Raw genomic sequence first — 17,266 nt, forward strand, 5'->3', positions numbered from 1 at the left:
GGTCACCGCATTTCTTCCTGCTTCAGCGGATAGTGCGCAGTACAGCGGCGCTCTGTGTGGTGTGATATGTTCACTAAGACGAAATAAGACGCAGTGCCAGAGAACGGCCGCGAACCGGTTACGCTTCGTCCTCGTCGAAGCCGAGTGCCGCGGAGTTGATGCAGTAGCGCTTGCCGGTCGGTTCCGGACCGTCGTCGAAGACGTGGCCGAGGTGGCCGCCACACTCGGCGCACACCACTTCCGTCCGGTCCATTCCGTGGCTGGTGTCCCGGCGGAGTTCGATGTGCTCGTCGACCGCGTCGGAGAAACTCGGCCAGCCGGTCTCGGAGTCGAACTTGGTATCCGAACTGAACAGTTCGGTTCCACAGCCCGCACAGAGATAGGTGCCGTCCTCGCTCTCGTCGAGGAGGTCGCCGCTGAACTTGGGCTCGGTGCCCTGCTCGCGCAGGATCTCGTACTCCTCGTCGGTCAGCACTTCGCGCCACTCCTCGTCGGTTTCTGGGATCTCGTCCGCCGTAGTCGCTGGTTCGTTCGACATGTTCTAAGGAAGGAGTGCAACGCTTTTGTAGGTTGTGTCACGCCGTGCCGGCGACCATCCGCGACCGCCGATCCCCGTCACTTCCCATACCGCCGGGACTCGCTTCGTCGGGATGAACGACTGTCGTGGTGTACACCTGAAATCAGACAGTTGAGTCTCTCATGCCCGACGAAAATCGAGATCTACACTGATGGCCTAATGTTCACAGAGAGCTGTGAACATCGAATCTAGTTAGCCGACAGCAGAGACGACTCAGACCTGTGCCATCCCACCGTCGACGTCGATCTTCGCGCCGGTGACATAGGAGGCGTCTTCGCTGGCGAGGAACACCGCTGCCGCCGCAACCTCCTCTGGCCGGCCGAATCGGTCGAGTGGTTGCTGCTCAGTGATCTTTCCCAGTTCCTCGGTGGCCTGCTCGGTCGGGATACCCATTCGTTCCACGAGCGATGTCTCGACCGGACCAGGACTAATAGCGTTCACGCGGACTTCTCGTGGCGCGAGCTCGGCCGCTAACGTGCGCGTTAGCGAGCGCAGCGCCGCTTTCGCAGCTGCGTAGACCGACATACCCGGGAGACCTTTTTCGGTCGCGCCCGTGGTAGTGAACATCACTGAGCCGCCGTCGCTCAGTAGCGGGAGGGCCTTCTGGACCGTGAAGAACGCACCCTTGAAATCGATGTCCGTGACCGTGTCGAAAAAGTCCTCGTCGACCTCGTCGAACGGACGGATCTTGCCGACCCCGGCGTTCGCCACGAGGACGTCAACGCGACCGAAACGCTCCTCGACGGCCGCATAGAGTTTGTCGAGATCCTCGGGGTTGGTGACGTCACCTCGGACGGCGAGCGACTCGTCTTCGCCGCCGAGCGCGTCGAGGGTCTCGTTGAGCGTTTCCTGATTCCGGCCGAAGATCGCGACCGACGCGCCTTGCGCGTGAAACCTCTCGGCGATCGCGCGGCCGATACCGCTGTTGCCGCCAGTGACGACCGCGACCTTGTTCTCCAGTTTCCGCTCGTTGTACTCCGCTGCTTCCGTGTTGGTTGCTGCCATGGTTATTTCTCCCGTGTCGTTCGGTTGATTCAGGCCGCGACGACCTGATAGTAGGTTTCGTCGAGCAAGTGCTCCATGAGGGAGCTGAACTGGCTATGCATGGTGATTTGCCCGTTACGTTTTATCGTAACATCTCTAGTTACGATTTGGGTAGCATATAAACGCACCGCATCCTGACTGCTTCGACGGACAACCGGTACAGTACCGAGAGAGCGACGACGGAGATTTAGCCACGCGGTACTGACACGGATCTATGAACAACACCCGGTTTCAAGCCGGTGTACACACGCTTGTCGTGCTGGCTGTGTGGGACAGGCCGACTACCTCCGAAACGATTTCGTACAGCGTCGACACGAATCCCGTGGTCGTTCGCCGGCTGTTGGGGGATTTTCAGGAGGCTGGTGTCGTCCGGTCCCAACGTGGCCGCAGCGGCGGGTTCGAACTCGCACGCTCTCCGGAGGAGATCACCCTGCTCGACGTCTATCGCACGGTCGATACCGGCCCGTTGTTCCAGTCCTACGACGACTATCCGAACGAGGAGTGTCCGGTCGGTTGTCGGATGCCCGAGGTGCTCAACGATATGCTCGCGTCCGCGGAGCGAGCCTTCGAGGAACGTCTCGCCGACGTGACGATTGCCTCGCTCACCGAGGGAATTGTCGCTGATGCCGAAGCCGAACACGGACGTCCTATCATCGAAGTGGCGACTGAATTTCGGGCACAACAGCAACAGACATAAGCACCAACCCGGAACCTGAACATCTGTCACATCCTGCCTGAAGTCTGCATCCGGCTGCTTCCGTTTTCGACGATCCTCGTGTTTCACGCCCTCGCCATCGAGTGATGATGACTGGTGACTCTCCTTCTCATCGATCGCAACAGCGCGGTACGGACGAACACAGCCGCCGGCTCAGAACGTCGTGATCTCGCCGTCGACGGCCCGACGGGTCACGTCACTGAGGTCGGCGAGTTCACGGTCGACGATCCGCCCGACTTCGCTCTCGACGTCGCCGACCGCGACGCCGGATTCGGTGCTGACGTGGACGTCGGCGACGTGGGGTTGATCGACCGGCTGGCCGATCCGACTCACGAGTCGGACCCGGAGATCGCGGATGCCGTCGACCTCGCCCACGACGCTTTCGGCGATTTCGGTCGAGAGCAGGTTGTAAAGCTTCCCGATGTGGTTCACGGGGTTCTTCCCCGAGGTCGCCTCCATCGACATCGATCGGTTCGGAGTGATGAGACCGTTCGCGCGGTTGCCCCGTCCCACCGAGCCGTCGTCGCCCTGTTCAGCCGAGGTCCCGGTCGTCGTGAGGTAGATCGAACCCTCGTCGTAGTCGTCGGCGGTGTTGACTCTGACTTCGACCTCGCGATCGGTGTACTCGCGGGCGAGGTCGGTGACGTACTCGCGTACGCCGTCGACCGCATCGGTGTACGCGTCGAGACTCTCGATGTGGGCGTCGATCATCGCCGCCGCCACGGTGACGTCGATCCGGTCGCCCTCGCGTTTGCCCATCACCTTGATGTCCGCACCGAGTTCGGGATTGTCGGCTGCGTACTCGCCGTTGAGACGGCGCTCGGTATTGAGGACGATCTCCTCGGTTTCGGAAAGCGGCGCGTGGCCCACCCCGAAGCTCGTGTCGTTCGCCATTGGGACGCTGCCGTCGTCGAACACGTCTTGGAGGTCGCCGCTGCCCTCGCCGAGCTTCGCGTCGAGGATCACGTCGGTGCCGACATCGAGATGCGGAACGTGGGCGTCGAGATACTGACGGGCTGCCCGGAGGGCGATCGGCTCGGTTGGGATCTTCGTTCCCTGATACTCGCTGGTCGCGCGGCCGACGATCAGGATGTAGATCGGTTCGATCATCTCGCCGCCGCCGAAAGCGGGCGCGGCGTTGCCCGCCACTAATTGGGTTTCGTCGGTGTTGTAGTGGAGGATCGTCCCGACACGGTCGAGATACGCGGCCGCGAGCGCACGTGAGACGCTCTCGGCGATCCCGTCGCAGAGCGAGTCGGGATGGCCGATACCCTTTCGCTCGACGATTTCCACGGTTTGGTCGTCGACTGCAGGGCGGTCGAGCGCCTCGACCCGGATGTTCCGTTCGGTCATGATCGGGGTTCGCGGCCGGCCGGTCTATAACTTACGGAAACTTTTGCGCGCAGGAGGATTATTGTCGGTTATTGCCACCGTCACGCTCGTTCTGCTCGTCCGCCGTCTCGCGCGCATCGAGCAGAAGGGCGAGATACGACGTTCGGAGCTGGTCGTCGGGATCGAGACCGAGGTCGGCGAGGAGTTCGCGTGCGCCGTCGCGCGCGCGGTCGATCTCGGTCTCCGTCTCGACCGTTCGCTCGACTTCGACGAACTGTCCCACGTCCGTGACGCTATCGAGGGCGATCGTGTACTCCCCGAGAGCGAAGCGTTCTCGGCGTTTCCGTACGCTCGCGGCGGGCGAAAATCCGAGGGCCTCGACGATCGTCTCGGCCGCCTCGGGATCGTCGACGGCGGTTTCGGCTTCCTCGCGGGTCTTCGACGTGGTGTCGACCAGCGGTCCCTTGTAGGTGAGGTGGGTCGTGCTCTCCGCGTTCTCCTCCTGCGTCTCGTGGCGGAGTCTGAGCGCCTCGTCGGTTTCGACGAACGATCGGTGGGGAGCGTCGTAGTAGGTGTCGTCCTGCGCGACGGTGCCGAGGCGCGTGGCTTCGCGGGCTACGAGCGCGTCCCGGACCGGTTCGTGGGCGGCGCGGACCTTGAGTTCGACTTCGTACATTCGGTAGCCTCTGGCGGGTGTCACTCGACTCTACTACATGAGCGCCGCGATGGACTACTCGTCTGCTTTCCAGCTCACCTCGATGCTGATCGATTCGCGTTTGTCGCCGATCATCGGCTCCCGTTCGCTCACTTCGATGTCGTAGTCGACCGTTTCGTCCGGGCTGAGCGTCACCGACTTGTTGCCGACGGCGACGTCGACCTCGCTTTCGGTGTTCCGTAGCTCGTTCGCGAGCGATTCCAACTCTGCCGCGATGTCCTCTCGTGAGAGTGTCTGGCTCGCGCTGGTAGTGTCTGCCATACCATAGTGGACTCGCCTGAGTAGGATAAGGTCTCCGCCGCTCGTCGCCGGAGCGTTTCGGTTCGCCTGCTCGAAGCTCCCGGACACGAAACGTTGTTCTTAAACGTCGAACGGGTGTGAGTGCGCACATGACCGACGATCAGCCCGAGGGAGCCGAACCGAACGACGAGCCCAGCGATGCTGACACCGATGAAACCGAAGCCAGCGGCATCCAAGAGGGCGACTTCGTTCGTCTCGCGTACACCGCCCGCTCGGTCGAGAACGACCAGCTCGTCGACACCACCGATCAGGACGTCGCCGAGGAAGAGGGCGTCGACGACCAGCAGCAGACCTTCGAGCCGCGCGTGATCGCGGTCGGCGCAGGGCACCTCTTCGACGCCGTCGAGCAGGACTTCATCGGTGGCGAGGCCGGCGACTCCGGATCCGTGACCGTGCCCGCGGCCGAGGCGTTCGGTGAGTACGACGAGGAGGAAGTCCGAACGATCAGCGCGGAGAAGATCCCCGAGGACGATCGGTATCCCGGCGGCCACGTCGACATCGAGGGTGAACACGGCCACGTCAACACCATCATCGGCGGCCGCGCACGCGTCGACTTCAACCATCCGCTCGCGGGCGAGGACGTCGAGTACGACTACGAGGTGCTCGACACCGTCGACGACCGGATCGAGCGCGCCGAGGGGATGCTCGGGATGTACTTCGACGCCGACCTCGACATGCGGATCGAGGTCGACGAGGTCGAGGAAGAGCAGATGGTCGAACCCGACGAAGACGAAGGCGACGAGGACGAGGAGGCCGAACCCGAGTTCGAGACCGAAGTCGTCGAGAAGGAGACGCTCTACATCGAGCAGTCGCCCCAGCTCCAGTTCGACCAGCAGTGGATGATGGGCAAACAGCAGATCCTCGGCGACCTCATCGATCGGCTCGATCTCGACCGCGTGATCGTCGAGGAGGTCATCGACGGCACCGGTGGGATGATGGGCGGCATGGGTGGCATGATGGGCGGTATGGGCGGCGGTGGCGAGGAGGCCGACCTCGAAGCCATCGAAGAAGAGCTCGAAGACGCCGACATCGACGCCGACGAGATCACCGAGGAACTCGACGACGTCGAATCCGACGAATAGTCGTCCAACGGCGGTACTTCTTCGACGACGGCGCTTTTCCGACAGCTCCGCCCCAGCCAGAGACTGTCGGCTTCCGCTCAGTCCGACGCCGACTCATCCAGAACGTGCTGCACGCAGTCGACGACCTCGTTCATCCGGAACGGCTTCTCGATGTGGTCCGTCACCTCGATCGAGTCGTCGATCTCCGCACGGGACTCCGCCGCGGTCAACAACACCACCGGTAGGGTGACGTCGACCTCGTCGCGGATCCGGTCGAGGACTTCGTTCCCGTCCATGTACGGCATCATGATGTCGAGCAGGACGAGATCCGGCAACGGTTCGGTATCGAGATACTCGAGACACTCGCGCCCGTTCGAACTCGTCGCGACCTCGAAGTCGTGTTTCCCGAGCTTGAACCGGAGTAGCTCACGGATTCCCGCGTCATCGTCAACGATCAGGACTGTTCGCGTCATCGGTCTTCGCCGTTCGTTGCAGATGTCGACGCATTGGCTATTAAACGCATCGGTGAACCGACCGACGGCCGCCGGGTCGTGCTGCGATCATCCTCCGTCGATCGACCGTTCGACGACCGGCTGGCGATAAACCCGATGGTTCAGGCGATGTCGCGGCTGGTGTCGATCTCGACTCTGTCGGTGAGTCTGAGCTTGAGCGTCTCGGTGAGTGCGCGCCCGCCGCGGAACTTGGGAACGGCGAGTCTGGTTTCGACCGCCGTGCCGGCGGTGGTGGCCGTCAGTCGGAGGATCACGTCGGCCATGTGGGCTGTCGTATCTCGTAGTGCCGGCACGCTCCGGCCGTCGAGGCAGTGGAGCACGGCGATGCTCTCGGTGTCGATGACGTGGAGGTGGAGCTGGGTCATGAACTCCCGAAAGCGCGAGCGTTCCTTGCGTTCGAGCACGGTGTGGGGATCGACGATCAGCGTCGAGCGCTCGGGAAGGTCGTGGAACAGTTCGATGGCGTGATCGACCCGGGAGTCCTCGGCGACGTACTGGATCGTCGGATCGCCGGTGTCGATCGCCGTCCGCCGCAGTGCGTCGGCCACGGCGAGTTCGGTCCGGTCGAGCGTGAGATACATCGTCTCGCGCGGTGCCATGAACTCGTAGAGCAAGAGCTCGGCCTGGCTCGCCGGCGGCGCGGTCAGCGCGACGATGCTTCCCGGCGGGATGCCGCCGCCGAGGCGCTGGTCGAGGAGGTCGATCCCGGTGGGAAGACGCGACGACATTATTCGCTTCTACAGGCGGTGCTGGATAAACCTTGGTCACCACCGGAATCGCGTTCGGGGTTGTCGATTCCAGCTGCCATCCGGAGCTCCGTTGACAGCGTGCCGGGTGACGGCGGTTCCACAAACGGAAACGGCTATCCGTCGGCCCGTTCGAGAGGGCGCTATGCGGGTCTCGGTCGTCCTCTGTACGTACGATCCGGCGCAGTTCGATGTCTTCAGCGAGGCCGCCGACACCGTCCTCGACCAGACCCATTCACCTGTGGAACTCGTGATCGTGGTCGACGGGCGACCGGACCTTGCCGACCGAGTACGGGACGCGTACGGCGACCGCGAGAACGTCGTGATTCACTGCAACGACGAGAACCGGGGACTGCTCGAAAGCCGGAACACGGGCGCTGAACTCGCCTCGGGCGAAGTCGTCGCGTTCGTCGACGACGACGTTCGGGCCGATCCCGAGTGGATCGAGCGTCTCGTCGGGGCCTACGAGCGCACCGACGCCCGTGCTGTCGGTGGACGGATCGTTCCCGACTGGATCGCCGGTCGCCCCGATCTCCTCCCCGCGGAGTTCTTCTGGCTCGTCGGCGTCACCCACCGTGGGTTCGGTCCCGACGGCGACGAAACCGCGGCGGGCGAAGTCCGGAACACGTTCGGCTCGAACATCTCGTTCGACAGGGAGGTGTTCCTCGAACTCGGCGGGTTCGATCCAGCCATCGGTGGTCGGAAGGGCGACGGGAACCTCCAGGGCGGTGAAACCGAGCTCTGCGCCCGCCTCGGACGCGAATACGGTCACGGCGTCTACTACGTCCCCGACGCACGGGTAGCGCACAAGGTGTTCGAATACCGCACTCAGCCGGGGTGGCTCGCCGACCGCGCGTTCTGGCAGGGCTACTCGAAGCGAGCAATGGAAACCTTCGTCGCTGACTCGACCAACGAGGAAAGCGCGTTTCTCGGCCGGCTTCTCGTCGAGTTCTTCCCCGGTCGGCTCTGGGCTTTCCTCCGTAAGCCGTCGCGCGAGCGCGCAGCCAGGCTCGTTGGACTAATCGCGTTCACGGCGCTGGTTGGGATCGGCTACTGCTACGGCCTCGTCCAGTATCCCGGCGATCTCGGGTCGACGGAATGACGGCCCTCGCCGGTGGACGGGATGGCAGTGCTGCGCTACGAGTGCTCTGGCTCACGCCCGACAAGCCGGCGGACATCAGCGTCGGGCGGCGGCGGATCGCCGAGCACCTCCGCAAGGACGGAATCGACGTGACGCTCCGCGGCACCACGCCACGGACGGTCCTCGCCTCGCTCCGCGAGCGCGACCGCTACGATGTCGTCGTGGGGACGACACGCTCTGGCGCGATGGCTGGCACCGTCCTGAAACTCCTCGGAACGCCGTTCGTGGTCGATCACGTCGATCCGATCCGTCAGTTCGCCGATACCCACTCGTCGGAACTCGCGCTCGCGGTCCGGGTCGCCGAGAACGTCGCCTTCACGCTCGCCGATCACACCCTCTACGTCTACGACGAGGAACGAGATCGCGTTCGGCGGTACGCCCGGGCCGCGACCGCAACCGACCTCGGGGTGGCGTACGACAGGTTCGCCGATCCCGACCCGGAGAGCGTCGAACGGGCGCGCGATCGCCTTGCCGCCGCGGGAATCGACGCCAGCGACCGAGTGGCGATCTACGTCGGCGGTCTCGAACCGATCTATCACATCGAGGCGTTGCTCGCGGCGATGGAACACCTCGACGACTGGACGCTGGTCGTGCTCGGCGCGGGATCGCTGGCGGAGCACGTCGAGCGCGCTGCCCGCGATCATGAGAACGTCGTCTTTCCCGGAACGGTCGATCACGACGCGGTGCCAGGCTACCTCCACGCTGGGGATGTCGGCGTCTCGCTGGTCGATGATCCACATACGCTGAAAGTGCTCGAATACGCTGCGGCGGGATTGGGCGTCGTGCAGGCTCGCGGACTGGCCGAGGAGCGCTTCGGCGAGCACGTCACGTTCTGTGAACCGACACCGATGGCCATCGCCCGTGCCGTGCGGCGAGCGGACGATGGTGAAGCCGACGACGAGGACGAAGCCGGCGACGGGAGCGCAGCCACCGAGGCGTTCCAGGCGTTCGTTCGCGAGTTCGATTACGAGCGGGTGGCGGCGACGTACGGGAAGGTACTCAAAGGCGTGGCGAGGAGTGGGGAGCGATAAGCGATGCAGGACGTCCTGTTCGTCACGGTGGATTCGCTCCGGGCCGATCACGTCGGTCGGTACGGCTACGACCGCGACACGACGCCGGTCGTCGACGGGCTCGCGGCGAACGGCCACCGCTTCGCGAACGCCTTCGCTCACGCGTGTGCGACTCGGGCCTCGTTTCCGTCGATCTTGACCTCCACGACCGCGATGATGTACGGCGGCTACGAGCGAGTTTCGGACCAGCAGACGCTGGTCACGGAGGCGTTGCCGGATAGCTATCATACCGCAGGGTTCCACTCCAACCTCTATCTTGCGGCGGAGTTCGGTTACAGCTGCGGGTTCGACACGTTCTTCGACTCGAAGACTGACCCCTCGGGGCTGGCCCGACTGAAACAGATCGTGAAGGAACGTCTCGACGAGGACGGACGGCTCTACGAACTCCTCGCGGGTGCGGTCGACACCGCCGAGAAGGAAGCCGGGATCAACGTCGGGTCGGCGTACGTCCGGGCCGACGAGATCACCGACAAGGCCATCGAGTGGGCCGACCGCCAGCACGACGGGCTGCGATTCTGCTGGACGCACTACATGGACGTCCACCATCCTTACCTACCCCCAGAACGCCACCAGCGCGCGCTCGGCCTCGACCCCGTGTCCGAACGCGAGGCCGTCAGGCTCCGCCGGACGATGATCGAGGAGCCGGAGAACCTGACTGACGACGAGCGCGAGACCCTGATCGATCTCTACGACGCCGAAATCCGCTTCACCGACAGCGAGATCGGGCGACTGATCGAGCGCGTCCGCACCACCTGGGGCGAGGACACGATCGTGATCGTGACTGCCGACCACGGCGAGGCGTTCGGCGAGCACGGCGACTTCGGCCACAGTCAAACCTTCCACGACGAGATGACCCACGTCCCGCTCGTCATCGATCTCGGGAAAACCGACGATACGCAGACGCAGGCCCCCGAAGGTGGGGCTGTTCACGACGAGATCGTCGGATTGGCCGACGTCACCCCCACGATCGTCGATTACGCTGGCGGCGACCAGGCCGAATCGTTCACCGGCCACAGCCTCCGGCCCCTACTGGAAGGCGACAAGTGGCCCCGCGAGCACGTCGTCGGCGACTGGAGCGAGGACAATCGGGGCGGCGGCGAGCGGCGGTACGCCTATCGCGACCGCCGGTGGAAGTATATCGAGATCGACGGATCGGGCGCGCTGTACGACCTCGACGCCGACCCGAGCGAGACGACCGACGTCGCAACCGAACATCCCGACGAGTGCGATCGGATTCGTGGGGTTCTGGACGACCACCGCCGCACGATCGAGGCGACCGCTGACGATCTCGACACCGTGGCAATGGACGAGGCCACGAAACAGCGCCTCCGGGACCTCGGGTACGCGGAGTGAACCGATGAGTCGTCCGCTCGCCAGCCAGCTCCCGTCGGACGATCGCCGATGCGCATAGGCCAGACCTCCCTCGTCCACTTCGGTTCCCAGATCGCCACCTCGATCTTCGGGTTCGTGGTGACGGTGTATCTCGCGCGGGAACTCGGCGATGCGGTGCTCGGCAACTACTTCCTCGTCGTTGCAGTACTCGTCTGGCTGAAGGTACTCGGTGGTCAGGGCATCCAGATGGCGGTCCGCAAGCGCATCAGCGAGGGCGCGGACGAGGACGAATATCTCGGTGCGGGGCTCGGCCTTCAACTGCTCACGTTCGGGCTGCTCGCCGCTGGCGTCCTGATCTTTCGAGAGCAAGTCAACGACTACGTCCGGACGGAGGCGGCGCTGCCGCTGGTCGCGCTGCTGTTTACCGGACTCTTGCTTTGGCAGGTCCGTGCGGCGCTCGAAGGCCGTCACCGAGTTGGTCTGTCCTCGCTGCTCGCGCCGCTCGATCGAACCCTTCGAGGAATTCTCCAGGTCGGTGTCGTCGCTGTGGGCCTCGGCACGGTGTGGTGGCTGCTGTCGGGCTATGCGGTCGCGGAGTTCGTGACGGCGGCGGTCGGCCTCGCGCTCCTCGGTCTCCGGCCCCGACTTCCGACCCGCGAGCAGGTCGCGAGCATGGTCGACTACGCGAAGTACTCGTGGTTCTCGGGGATCGAGTCCCGGACGTTCGCCTCGATGGACACCCTCGTACTGGGTGTGTCGGCCTTTGCGATCTCCTCGGGACAGATCGGGACCTACGAGATCGCGTGGAACCTCGCCTCGATCCTCGCGGTGTTCGGGGCCTCGATCAGCACGACGCTGTTCCCGGCGATCAGCGAGCTGTCGAACGCCGACGACTTCGACGCGATCGACGGACTGATCGACGACGCGATCGCGTACTCCGGACTGTTCGTCGTCCCCGGCCTGGTGGGCTGTCTCGTCGTCGGCGAGCGCGTGCTGGCGATCTACGGCCCCGAGTTCACGAAGGGGTATACAATCCTCGTCGTGCTGGTGGTCGCTCGACTGCTGTACGTCTACCAGTCACAGTTCACGAACGTGCTGTCGGCGATCGATCGACCCGAGATCACGTTTCGCGTCAACGTCGCGTTCGTCGCGACCAATCTCGGTCTCAACTTCGCGCTCGTCTACACTGTCGGCTGGCTCGGCGCGGCCGTCGCCACCGCGACCTCCGCCGCCGTCGGCCTCGTGCTCTCCGTCGGCTACCTCCGCCGGTACGTCACGATCCCGGTCCCAACGGACGAACTCGTGAGTCAAGCCGTCGCTGCCGTTGTGATGGGTGGCGTGGTGTACGCCGCACGCGGGTACGCCGGGGTGGGGATCGCGTGGACGTTCGGTCTCGTCGCCCTCGGCGGTTGCGTCTACTTCGCCATGCTTACCGGTCTCTCGCGGCGATTTCGCGCGACGATCGGGCGGAACCTGCCGGCGATCCGATAGCCCGTCCACATCGGTTCGTTCAAGCCGCCGTGGTCGCAACCGCCACGAAACTCTCCGCCATGACCGACACCACCGACGCAACCTCCACCAGTACCACCGACAGCGGCGGTTCGGCCGACCGTCCGCCGAACCTGCTGTTCGTCTGTGTCGACTGTCTCCGCGGTGACGCGATCGACACCGGATGGGGCAAAACCCCGTTCATCGACTCGCTGGTGGCGGATGGTCGCTCGTACGCGAACCTCCATGCCTCGGCGACTACCACGACGCCCTGCGTTGCGAGCCTGATGACCGGCCAGTACGGCGAACACAACGGCGTGCGCTCGCTCCGCGAGGCCCGCCTCTCGCCGGACGTGACGACGCTCGCCGAACGCCTCCACGACGCCGGCTACGACACCGCCGCGATGGTCACCGGCCCACTGGTCGCCGAGACCGACCTCGATCGGGGGTTCGACGAGTACCGCTACCGCGAGAACGACGTTTCGGTGTTCGACGACTGGGCGTGGACCGCGGCCGATCGGCTCACATCGCTCGACGCACCCTTCTTCTGCTATCTCCACCTCTGGGAGCTCCACGAGCCGATCTCGGTGCCGGAGCGCTACGACGACCCGGAGTTCGGCCGGTGGCCGTACGAACGCGCGCTGTCGGCACTCGACGCACAGCTCGAACGCCTGGTCGATCGGGTACCCGACGATACGATAATCGCACTCCACGGCGACCACGGCGAGAGCATCACGTGGCGCGGTCATCCGTTCCATGCGCTCGCCAAACGCGTCCGCGACAAGGTACGCTACGAGTTCGGGGTCGACACCCGATCCGCCGAACGCGCGCTCGACAAGCTCGCCGAAACCGTCTCGCCGGTTACGATCGCCGATCGCTTCATCGAGGACGGCCACGGCGAGACGGTCTTCGATTTCACCGCGAACGTGCCGCTCGTGCTTTCGGGGCCAGATATCGAGGCCGGCCGCGAGACCACCGTTTGCCGTCAGGTCGATGTGTTTCCGACGCTACTCGACGTGCTCGGGATCGAGGCGGAAACGACCGACATCGACGGGGAGTCACTGGCCGATCCTGACCTCGTGGACCGTGACGCGTACGTTCGGGCCTGTGGTGCGGCGCTCCGGGGCCACGAAAACTGGGTCCGTGCCCTCCGGACCGCGGACGCGAAGTACGTCGAATACCCCGACCGTGACTGGGAGCCGGAACTGTACGACCTCGCGGACGATCCCGCCGAGCGGTCGCCGATCGACGATCCCGAACGGGCGCGATCACTCGCCAAACGATTCCCGACGTTCGACGCGGTCGACGGCGAACGCCTCGACATCGACGAGCGGCTCCACGCCCTCGGCTACCGATGACGGCGTTCCTGGAGCCGTTCGAGTAGTTCGAGCAGTCGCGCGTGGCCAGCCGGCGCGTACGCGAGTGCGAGGAGCGCGAGCGCCCGTGGGTCACGCTCGCCGGCCGCGACTGCCGATCGGAGCGGAGCCCGTGCCGCGCGGCCGTCGCCCGCACGGAGCAGTCGTTTGCCGTACTTGTACTGTGCTTTGCGTTCGAGCGCCGTGCGGTGCGGTCCGAGGTCGGGCAATCGATCACAGAGGTCGTCGATCACGCTCAGCTCCGCCTCGTACATGGTTTCGGCGTCCGAACTCATCGACTCCTCTCGACGGGTGTAGTACGCGAGCGGCTCGGCCACGCGGGCGGGCGTGTAGCGCGCGAACAGCCGCGCCCAGAGGTGGCGGTCCTCGACCGCTGGGAGGTCTTCGTCGAAGCGCTCGTCGTCGAAACACGCTGCACGCGCGAGTACCGTCGGCATCGGCACCCCACCCTCGTGGAGAAAATCGACGTGGTGGGTCGACGGATTGCGGACCGGGAGCGCGGACTGGCGGCGTGTCCGATCGCCCTCGACGAGATAGACGTCCGAATACACCACGTCCGCACCGTCGTCGAGCGCCGCGAACTGTCGCTCGAGCTTTTCGGGCACCCAGCGATCGTCGGCGTCGACAAAGCCGATCACCTCGCCAGTAGCGACATCGAGGCCGCGGTTGCGCGCCGCCCCGAGTCCCCGTGGTTCTTGGAAGACGTATTCGAGCCCCTCGATCTCGGCGGCGAGTTCGTGGAGCCACTCCACCCCCGAGCTGTCGACGACGACGATCTCGACGTTGTCGTGGGTCTGCGCTCCGATCGACTCCAGCGCACTGCCGACGTACTCGCTGTCGTCGTAGGTCGGGACGATCACCGACACCAGCGGCCCGTCCCCACGGAGCGAGTCGGGCAACGAAACGTCACGCGACACGACGGGACCTCGCGGGCCGCCCAAATCAACCTTCGTTTCGCGGTTCGGTCGGGAGCCCGAAGGGATTTAGCGCCGCGGCGCGCCCTTCGAGGCAATGACGCTCGCCGACTGGCTCGACGAGACGCGCGCCCGCGTCGCCGCCGACGGGATCGACGGCGTCCGTACGAGCGCCTACGAACTTTGGATCGGCGCGCTCCGGCGGACCGATCGGTTCGTCGATCCCGGTGTGAATGTCTACGACCGCGACTGGGACGCGCTCGTGATCCTCGACGGCTGCCGGGCGGACGTGCTTCGTGGCGTCGCACCGAGCTACGATTTCCTCGACAACCCCGGCACCCATCGATCGCCGGGATCGACTTCCTACGAGTGGATGGAGCGTACGTTCTCCGAGGAATACAGGGACGAAATGGCGCGAACGATCCACGTGAGCGCGAACCCGTTCACCCACCAGTACCTCGAGGCCGACCGGTTCGCGCTGCTCGACGAGGTCTGGCGAGACGGCTGGGACGAACAAGCCGGCATCGTGCCGGCCCGGCCCGTGACCGATCGGGCGATCTACGCCGGCCGCGAGCACGTCGGGCCCGACGATCGACTCCTCATCCACTACATGCAGCCCCATTTCCCGAGCGTGCCGCGCCCGCTCGGCGGTACCGCGACCCTCGACGAGTGGCGCGACGGCCGCGAGATGGCGTGGCAGGGGCTCCGCCGTGGTGAGTTCACCGAGCGCGAGGTCTGGCGCGCGTACACGGCGAACCTCCGGTACGTGCTCGACGAGGTCGCGATCCTGCTGGAAAACCTCGACGCCGAGCGGGTCGCGATCACTGCGGATCACGGCAACGCCAAGGGGGAGTTCGGGATCTACGGCCATCCGAACATCCCGCTCGACGTACTCCGGGAAGTCCCTTGGTTCACGACGCGTGCGACCGATCGCGGGACTCACGAGCCCGCCCCGGAATCGCTGGCCACCGGCGAGGACGCTGCCGATTCCGAGGCGGCCACGTCGTCGGTCACCGAGCGACTCGAAGCACTCGGCTACGCCGAGGGCGACGCGTCGGGATAGTCGCGGCCGTTCCGCTGCGCAACTCGAACTACGGCTCGGTCCCCGGATACGCCGCTTCGCTCTCGTACTCCCAGATCAACTCGAAGTAGCGTTGGAGCCCTGCGACGAACGATCCGTTTTCGGTGATCGCGGCCTGACGTAGGTGGTTCGGGACTTCGTCCTCCTGAACGAGCAAGATTGCGGTGCCGGTTTCGTAGTCCCTGCTCGGATCGGCGAGCGTGCCTCGCCACGGGAGCTGCTCGGTGCTGAAGCGAAGCCCAACGTCGGGAAATTCGTCCTGCAACCGCTCGACGATGTCGGCCTGAGTCGTGGCGTTCGAGTCAGAAAGGTTGTCGGGGTGGAGCATGAGTACGTCGACATCGATCCCGCGTTCGAGTGCGTCAGCGAGCGCTGGCGCGACGGTGTCGAGATACTCGAAACTCTTCGAGATGACCCGGAGCTCGCGCACTGCCTCGTGGTAGAGGCGTCGGGTTTCGGACTCGCTCGGCTCGCCGACGTCGACCACTGAGAACAGCTCCTCGGCGGGCGTGACGTCCTCGCTCGATCGCTCGTACCGGGGTTCGAACTCTGCGAGGAACGCCTCACGGCGGTCGTCGAGGTCGGTGCGAAACCCTTCGTAGTCCTGGCGACGGTTCTCGACCGCGCGATCGAGGATCGCCTCGGGCGAACGGGGCTGGTACCGTTTCGGGCGCTCGGGAATTACTTTCACGAATCCACGGTCAGCGAGCGCGTCGAGCACGCCATAGATCCGCGCCTTCGGGATGCCAGTGGCCTCGGCGAGCGTCGGCGCGGTCGTCCGTCCGAGGGTGAGAAGTTCGGTGAGCGCAGCCTCCTCGTACTCGGTGAGGCCCACCCGATCGAGCGTTCCAGTGGGATCGGTGTCGGTCATGACGCCGGTTCGCCGGTCGGGATTGTAACATTGCCGGAGGCGCAGTGAAACGGCTATGAACTGATCACACGACTACCACCGAGCGTCCACGACAGCTTTCGGAGCGACGTTCTGCTGAGACAACGGATGGTTCGTGTTGGGGAAAGATATATATGACCGGGTAGTTACTGGTTACTCGAAAGCTGAGTAACCATGAGATCGAAGACACCCACCGAGGACGATGCGTCGGAAGAAACGTCCGACGACCGACATCTCGACGGCGTCGCGGACGGCTGCGGGTGTACCGAGATCTGGGAGCATCTGAGCGAGCAGCGGGCGGCCGACGACTGAGACGCTTCTCACGACCGTATGACCGAACGTGACGGAGAGGCGACAAACGTCCTTCCACTGCTCGATGAACTCCGGATCATCGCGCGGAACGGGTTGACCTACGACGGCGACCCGCACGATTCCTACGACAAAGAGCGCTACGAGCGGATACTCCACCTCGTGAGCGAGTGGTACGGCAAGACGCTGAAGCTGCCGCCTGACGACGTCCGTGAACGGCTTACTGTCGAGGAGTTCGGGGCTATCACGCCGAAAATCGGAGCCACGGCCGCCGTTTTCGACGACGATAGTCGAATCCTGCTGATCGAACGGGCAGACAACGGTAAGTGGGCAGTCCCCGGTGGACACGCGATGTCCGGTGAACCGCCGACGGAGACGGCGGTCCGCGAGCTACGTGAGGAGACGGGTTTCGACGCCCGGATCGCCGAACTAGTCGACGCCTATTGGATCGACGCACCCGACGCCTACGGTCCACATGGCGCTGTCACGCTCCTCTATCGGTGTGAGATCACCGGGGGAGAACGACGAACATCACGGGAAAGCGACACCGTCAGCTATCGCGATATCGAGAACGTCTCAGTCTGGCACGGCAAGGCTCGTCGGTACGCGCTTGACGCACGCGAAACGTGGCTCGATAGCTGAAGCGACCATCGATCGGGAGCGG

At 64.7% G+C, this 17,266-nt stretch carries 19 protein-coding genes; 10 read left to right on the forward strand and 9 right to left on the reverse strand.

Annotation, left to right across the window (positions count from 1 at the left end):
* Positions 1–118 precede the first annotated feature (118 nt).
* Together msrB and C449_RS08100 are read right to left on the reverse strand one after the other, a co-directional pair.
* Positions 119–538 carry a peptide-methionine (R)-S-oxide reductase MsrB gene (msrB, locus tag C449_RS08095; RefSeq protein ID WP_006077498.1) on the reverse strand — a complete coding sequence of 140 codons (420 nt, stop codon included), beginning with the start codon at positions 536–538 and terminating at the stop codon, positions 119–121.
* 252 nt (positions 539–790) lie between these two features.
* Positions 791–1,582, reverse strand: coding sequence for an SDR family NAD(P)-dependent oxidoreductase (locus C449_RS08100; RefSeq protein ID WP_006077499.1), 792 nt, complete (start codon positions 1,580–1,582; stop codon positions 791–793).
* Between the two features lie 253 nt (positions 1,583–1,835).
* On the opposite strand from C449_RS08100, the gene C449_RS08105 reads away from it, so the two are divergent.
* Positions 1,836–2,318, forward strand: a complete 483-nt coding sequence (locus tag C449_RS08105) for an Rrf2 family transcriptional regulator (protein ID WP_006077500.1) — start codon at positions 1,836–1,838, stop codon at positions 2,316–2,318.
* 171 nt (positions 2,319–2,489) lie between these two features.
* Here C449_RS08105 and C449_RS08110 read toward each other — a convergent pair whose 3' ends face one another.
* Genes C449_RS08110 through C449_RS08120 form a run of 3 tightly spaced genes read right to left on the reverse strand, consistent with a single transcriptional unit; the run spans position 2,490 to position 4,644 of the window.
* Positions 2,490–3,689, reverse strand: coding sequence for a methionine adenosyltransferase (locus tag C449_RS08110; RefSeq protein WP_006077501.1), 1,200 nt, complete (start codon positions 3,687–3,689; stop codon positions 2,490–2,492).
* A 58-nt stretch (positions 3,690–3,747) separates the two neighbouring features.
* A complete protein-coding gene (gene cyaB, locus C449_RS08115; RefSeq protein WP_006077502.1) occupies positions 3,748–4,344 on the reverse strand; it encodes a class IV adenylate cyclase in 597 nt (198 codons plus the stop codon).
* Between the two features lie 54 nt (positions 4,345–4,398).
* Positions 4,399–4,644, reverse strand: coding sequence for an amphi-Trp domain-containing protein (locus C449_RS08120; protein ID WP_006077503.1), 246 nt, complete (start codon positions 4,642–4,644; stop codon positions 4,399–4,401).
* Positions 4,645–4,772: 128 nt separating this feature from the next.
* Here C449_RS08120 and C449_RS08125 point away from each other — a divergent pair, with 128 nt between their 5' ends.
* On the forward strand, positions 4,773–5,765 hold the full coding sequence (locus C449_RS08125; RefSeq protein ID WP_006077504.1) for an FKBP-type peptidyl-prolyl cis-trans isomerase: 993 nt from the start codon (positions 4,773–4,775) through the stop codon (positions 5,763–5,765).
* A 77-nt stretch (positions 5,766–5,842) separates the two neighbouring features.
* Here the strand turns inward: C449_RS08125 and C449_RS08130 are convergent, their stop codons facing one another.
* The gene (locus C449_RS08130) at positions 5,843–6,217 is read right to left on the reverse strand and encodes a response regulator (RefSeq protein WP_006077505.1); all 375 of its coding nucleotides are present in this window, start codon (positions 6,215–6,217) and stop codon (positions 5,843–5,845) included.
* Positions 6,218–6,357: 140 nt separating this feature from the next.
* Positions 6,358–6,984, reverse strand: coding sequence for an RAD55 family ATPase (locus C449_RS08135; RefSeq protein WP_006077506.1), 627 nt, complete (start codon positions 6,982–6,984; stop codon positions 6,358–6,360).
* A 163-nt stretch (positions 6,985–7,147) separates the two neighbouring features.
* On the opposite strand from C449_RS08135, the gene aglG reads away from it, so the two are divergent.
* Genes aglG through C449_RS08160 form a run of 5 tightly spaced genes read left to right on the forward strand, consistent with a single transcriptional unit; the run spans position 7,148 to position 13,391 of the window.
* The gene (gene aglG, locus C449_RS08140; protein ID WP_006077507.1) at positions 7,148–8,104 is read left to right on the forward strand and encodes a glucosyl-dolichyl phosphate glucuronosyltransferase; all 957 of its coding nucleotides are present in this window, start codon (positions 7,148–7,150) and stop codon (positions 8,102–8,104) included.
* The gene (locus C449_RS08145) at positions 8,101–9,174 is read left to right on the forward strand and encodes a glycosyltransferase (RefSeq protein WP_006077508.1); all 1,074 of its coding nucleotides are present in this window, start codon (positions 8,101–8,103) and stop codon (positions 9,172–9,174) included. The genes aglG and C449_RS08145 overlap by 4 nt, the downstream gene beginning before the upstream one ends.
* A gap of 3 nt (positions 9,175–9,177) precedes the next feature.
* Positions 9,178–10,566, forward strand: a complete 1,389-nt coding sequence (locus tag C449_RS08150; RefSeq protein ID WP_006077509.1) for a sulfatase-like hydrolase/transferase — start codon at positions 9,178–9,180, stop codon at positions 10,564–10,566.
* A gap of 48 nt (positions 10,567–10,614) precedes the next feature.
* On the forward strand, positions 10,615–12,036 hold the full coding sequence (locus C449_RS08155) for a lipopolysaccharide biosynthesis protein (RefSeq protein ID WP_006077510.1): 1,422 nt from the start codon (positions 10,615–10,617) through the stop codon (positions 12,034–12,036).
* A gap of 59 nt (positions 12,037–12,095) precedes the next feature.
* On the forward strand, positions 12,096–13,391 hold the full coding sequence (locus tag C449_RS08160) for a sulfatase family protein (protein ID WP_080504908.1): 1,296 nt from the start codon (positions 12,096–12,098) through the stop codon (positions 13,389–13,391).
* Here C449_RS08160 and C449_RS08165 read toward each other — a convergent pair.
* Positions 13,382–14,326: a glycosyltransferase family 2 protein gene (locus C449_RS08165; protein WP_049913972.1), complete on the reverse strand. Its 945-nt coding sequence runs from the start codon at positions 14,324–14,326 to the stop codon at positions 13,382–13,384. The two genes, C449_RS08160 and C449_RS08165, sit on opposite strands and share 10 nt — an antisense overlap.
* Before the next feature lie 94 nt (positions 14,327–14,420).
* Between C449_RS08165 and C449_RS08170 the strand changes: the two genes are divergently transcribed.
* Positions 14,421–15,386: a hypothetical protein gene (locus C449_RS08170; RefSeq protein ID WP_006077513.1), complete on the forward strand. Its 966-nt coding sequence runs from the start codon at positions 14,421–14,423 to the stop codon at positions 15,384–15,386.
* Positions 15,387–15,414: 28 nt separating this feature from the next.
* Here C449_RS08170 and C449_RS08175 read toward each other — a convergent pair whose 3' ends face one another.
* On the reverse strand, positions 15,415–16,275 hold the full coding sequence (locus C449_RS08175) for a TrmB family transcriptional regulator (RefSeq protein WP_006077514.1): 861 nt from the start codon (positions 16,273–16,275) through the stop codon (positions 15,415–15,417).
* Between the two features lie 192 nt (positions 16,276–16,467).
* Here C449_RS08175 and C449_RS18300 point away from each other — a divergent pair, with 192 nt between their 5' ends.
* Together C449_RS18300 and C449_RS08180 are read left to right on the forward strand one after the other, a co-directional pair.
* A complete protein-coding gene (locus C449_RS18300; protein ID WP_006077515.1) occupies positions 16,468–16,605 on the forward strand; it encodes a hypothetical protein in 138 nt (45 codons plus the stop codon).
* A gap of 18 nt (positions 16,606–16,623) precedes the next feature.
* Positions 16,624–17,244: an NUDIX hydrolase N-terminal domain-containing protein gene (locus tag C449_RS08180; RefSeq protein WP_006077516.1), complete on the forward strand. Its 621-nt coding sequence runs from the start codon at positions 16,624–16,626 to the stop codon at positions 17,242–17,244.
* Positions 17,245–17,266 lie beyond the last annotated feature (22 nt).

The organism is Halococcus saccharolyticus DSM 5350 (assembly GCF_000336915.1).
Taxonomy (GTDB): Archaea; Halobacteriota; Halobacteria; order Halobacteriales; family Halococcaceae; genus Halococcus; species Halococcus saccharolyticus.

Bases quoted from the DNA above. Each gene is read 5' to 3' on its own strand.
- C449_RS08170 (WP_006077513.1), top strand. From the start codon at position 14,421: ATGACGCTCGCCGACTGGCTCGACGAGACGCGCGCCCGCGTCGCCGCC.
- C449_RS18300 (WP_006077515.1), top strand. From the start codon at position 16,468: ATGAGATCGAAGACACCCACCGAGGACGATGCGTCGGAAGAAACGTCC.
- aglG (WP_006077507.1), top strand. From the start codon at position 7,148: ATGCGGGTCTCGGTCGTCCTCTGTACGTACGATCCGGCGCAGTTCGAT.
- C449_RS08145 (WP_006077508.1), top strand. From the start codon at position 8,101: ATGACGGCCCTCGCCGGTGGACGGGATGGCAGTGCTGCGCTACGAGTG.
- C449_RS08125 (WP_006077504.1), top strand. From the start codon at position 4,773: ATGACCGACGATCAGCCCGAGGGAGCCGAACCGAACGACGAGCCCAGC.
- C449_RS08110 (WP_006077501.1), bottom strand. From the start codon at position 3,689: ATGACCGAACGGAACATCCGGGTCGAGGCGCTCGACCGCCCTGCAGTC.
- C449_RS08175 (WP_006077514.1), bottom strand. From the start codon at position 16,275: ATGACCGACACCGATCCCACTGGAACGCTCGATCGGGTGGGCCTCACC.
- C449_RS08120 (WP_006077503.1), bottom strand. From the start codon at position 4,644: ATGGCAGACACTACCAGCGCGAGCCAGACACTCTCACGAGAGGACATC.
- C449_RS08155 (WP_006077510.1), top strand. From the start codon at position 10,615: ATGCGCATAGGCCAGACCTCCCTCGTCCACTTCGGTTCCCAGATCGCC.
- C449_RS08150 (WP_006077509.1), top strand. From the start codon at position 9,178: ATGCAGGACGTCCTGTTCGTCACGGTGGATTCGCTCCGGGCCGATCAC.
- C449_RS08130 (WP_006077505.1), bottom strand. From the start codon at position 6,217: ATGACGCGAACAGTCCTGATCGTTGACGATGACGCGGGAATCCGTGAG.
- cyaB (WP_006077502.1), bottom strand. From the start codon at position 4,344: ATGTACGAAGTCGAACTCAAGGTCCGCGCCGCCCACGAACCGGTCCGG.
- C449_RS08160 (WP_080504908.1), top strand. From the start codon at position 12,096: ATGACCGACACCACCGACGCAACCTCCACCAGTACCACCGACAGCGGC.
- C449_RS08180 (WP_006077516.1), top strand. From the start codon at position 16,624: ATGACCGAACGTGACGGAGAGGCGACAAACGTCCTTCCACTGCTCGAT.
- C449_RS08135 (WP_006077506.1), bottom strand. From the start codon at position 6,984: ATGTCGTCGCGTCTTCCCACCGGGATCGACCTCCTCGACCAGCGCCTC.
- C449_RS08100 (WP_006077499.1), bottom strand. From the start codon at position 1,582: ATGGCAGCAACCAACACGGAAGCAGCGGAGTACAACGAGCGGAAACTG.
- msrB (WP_006077498.1), bottom strand. From the start codon at position 538: ATGTCGAACGAACCAGCGACTACGGCGGACGAGATCCCAGAAACCGAC.
- C449_RS08105 (WP_006077500.1), top strand. From the start codon at position 1,836: ATGAACAACACCCGGTTTCAAGCCGGTGTACACACGCTTGTCGTGCTG.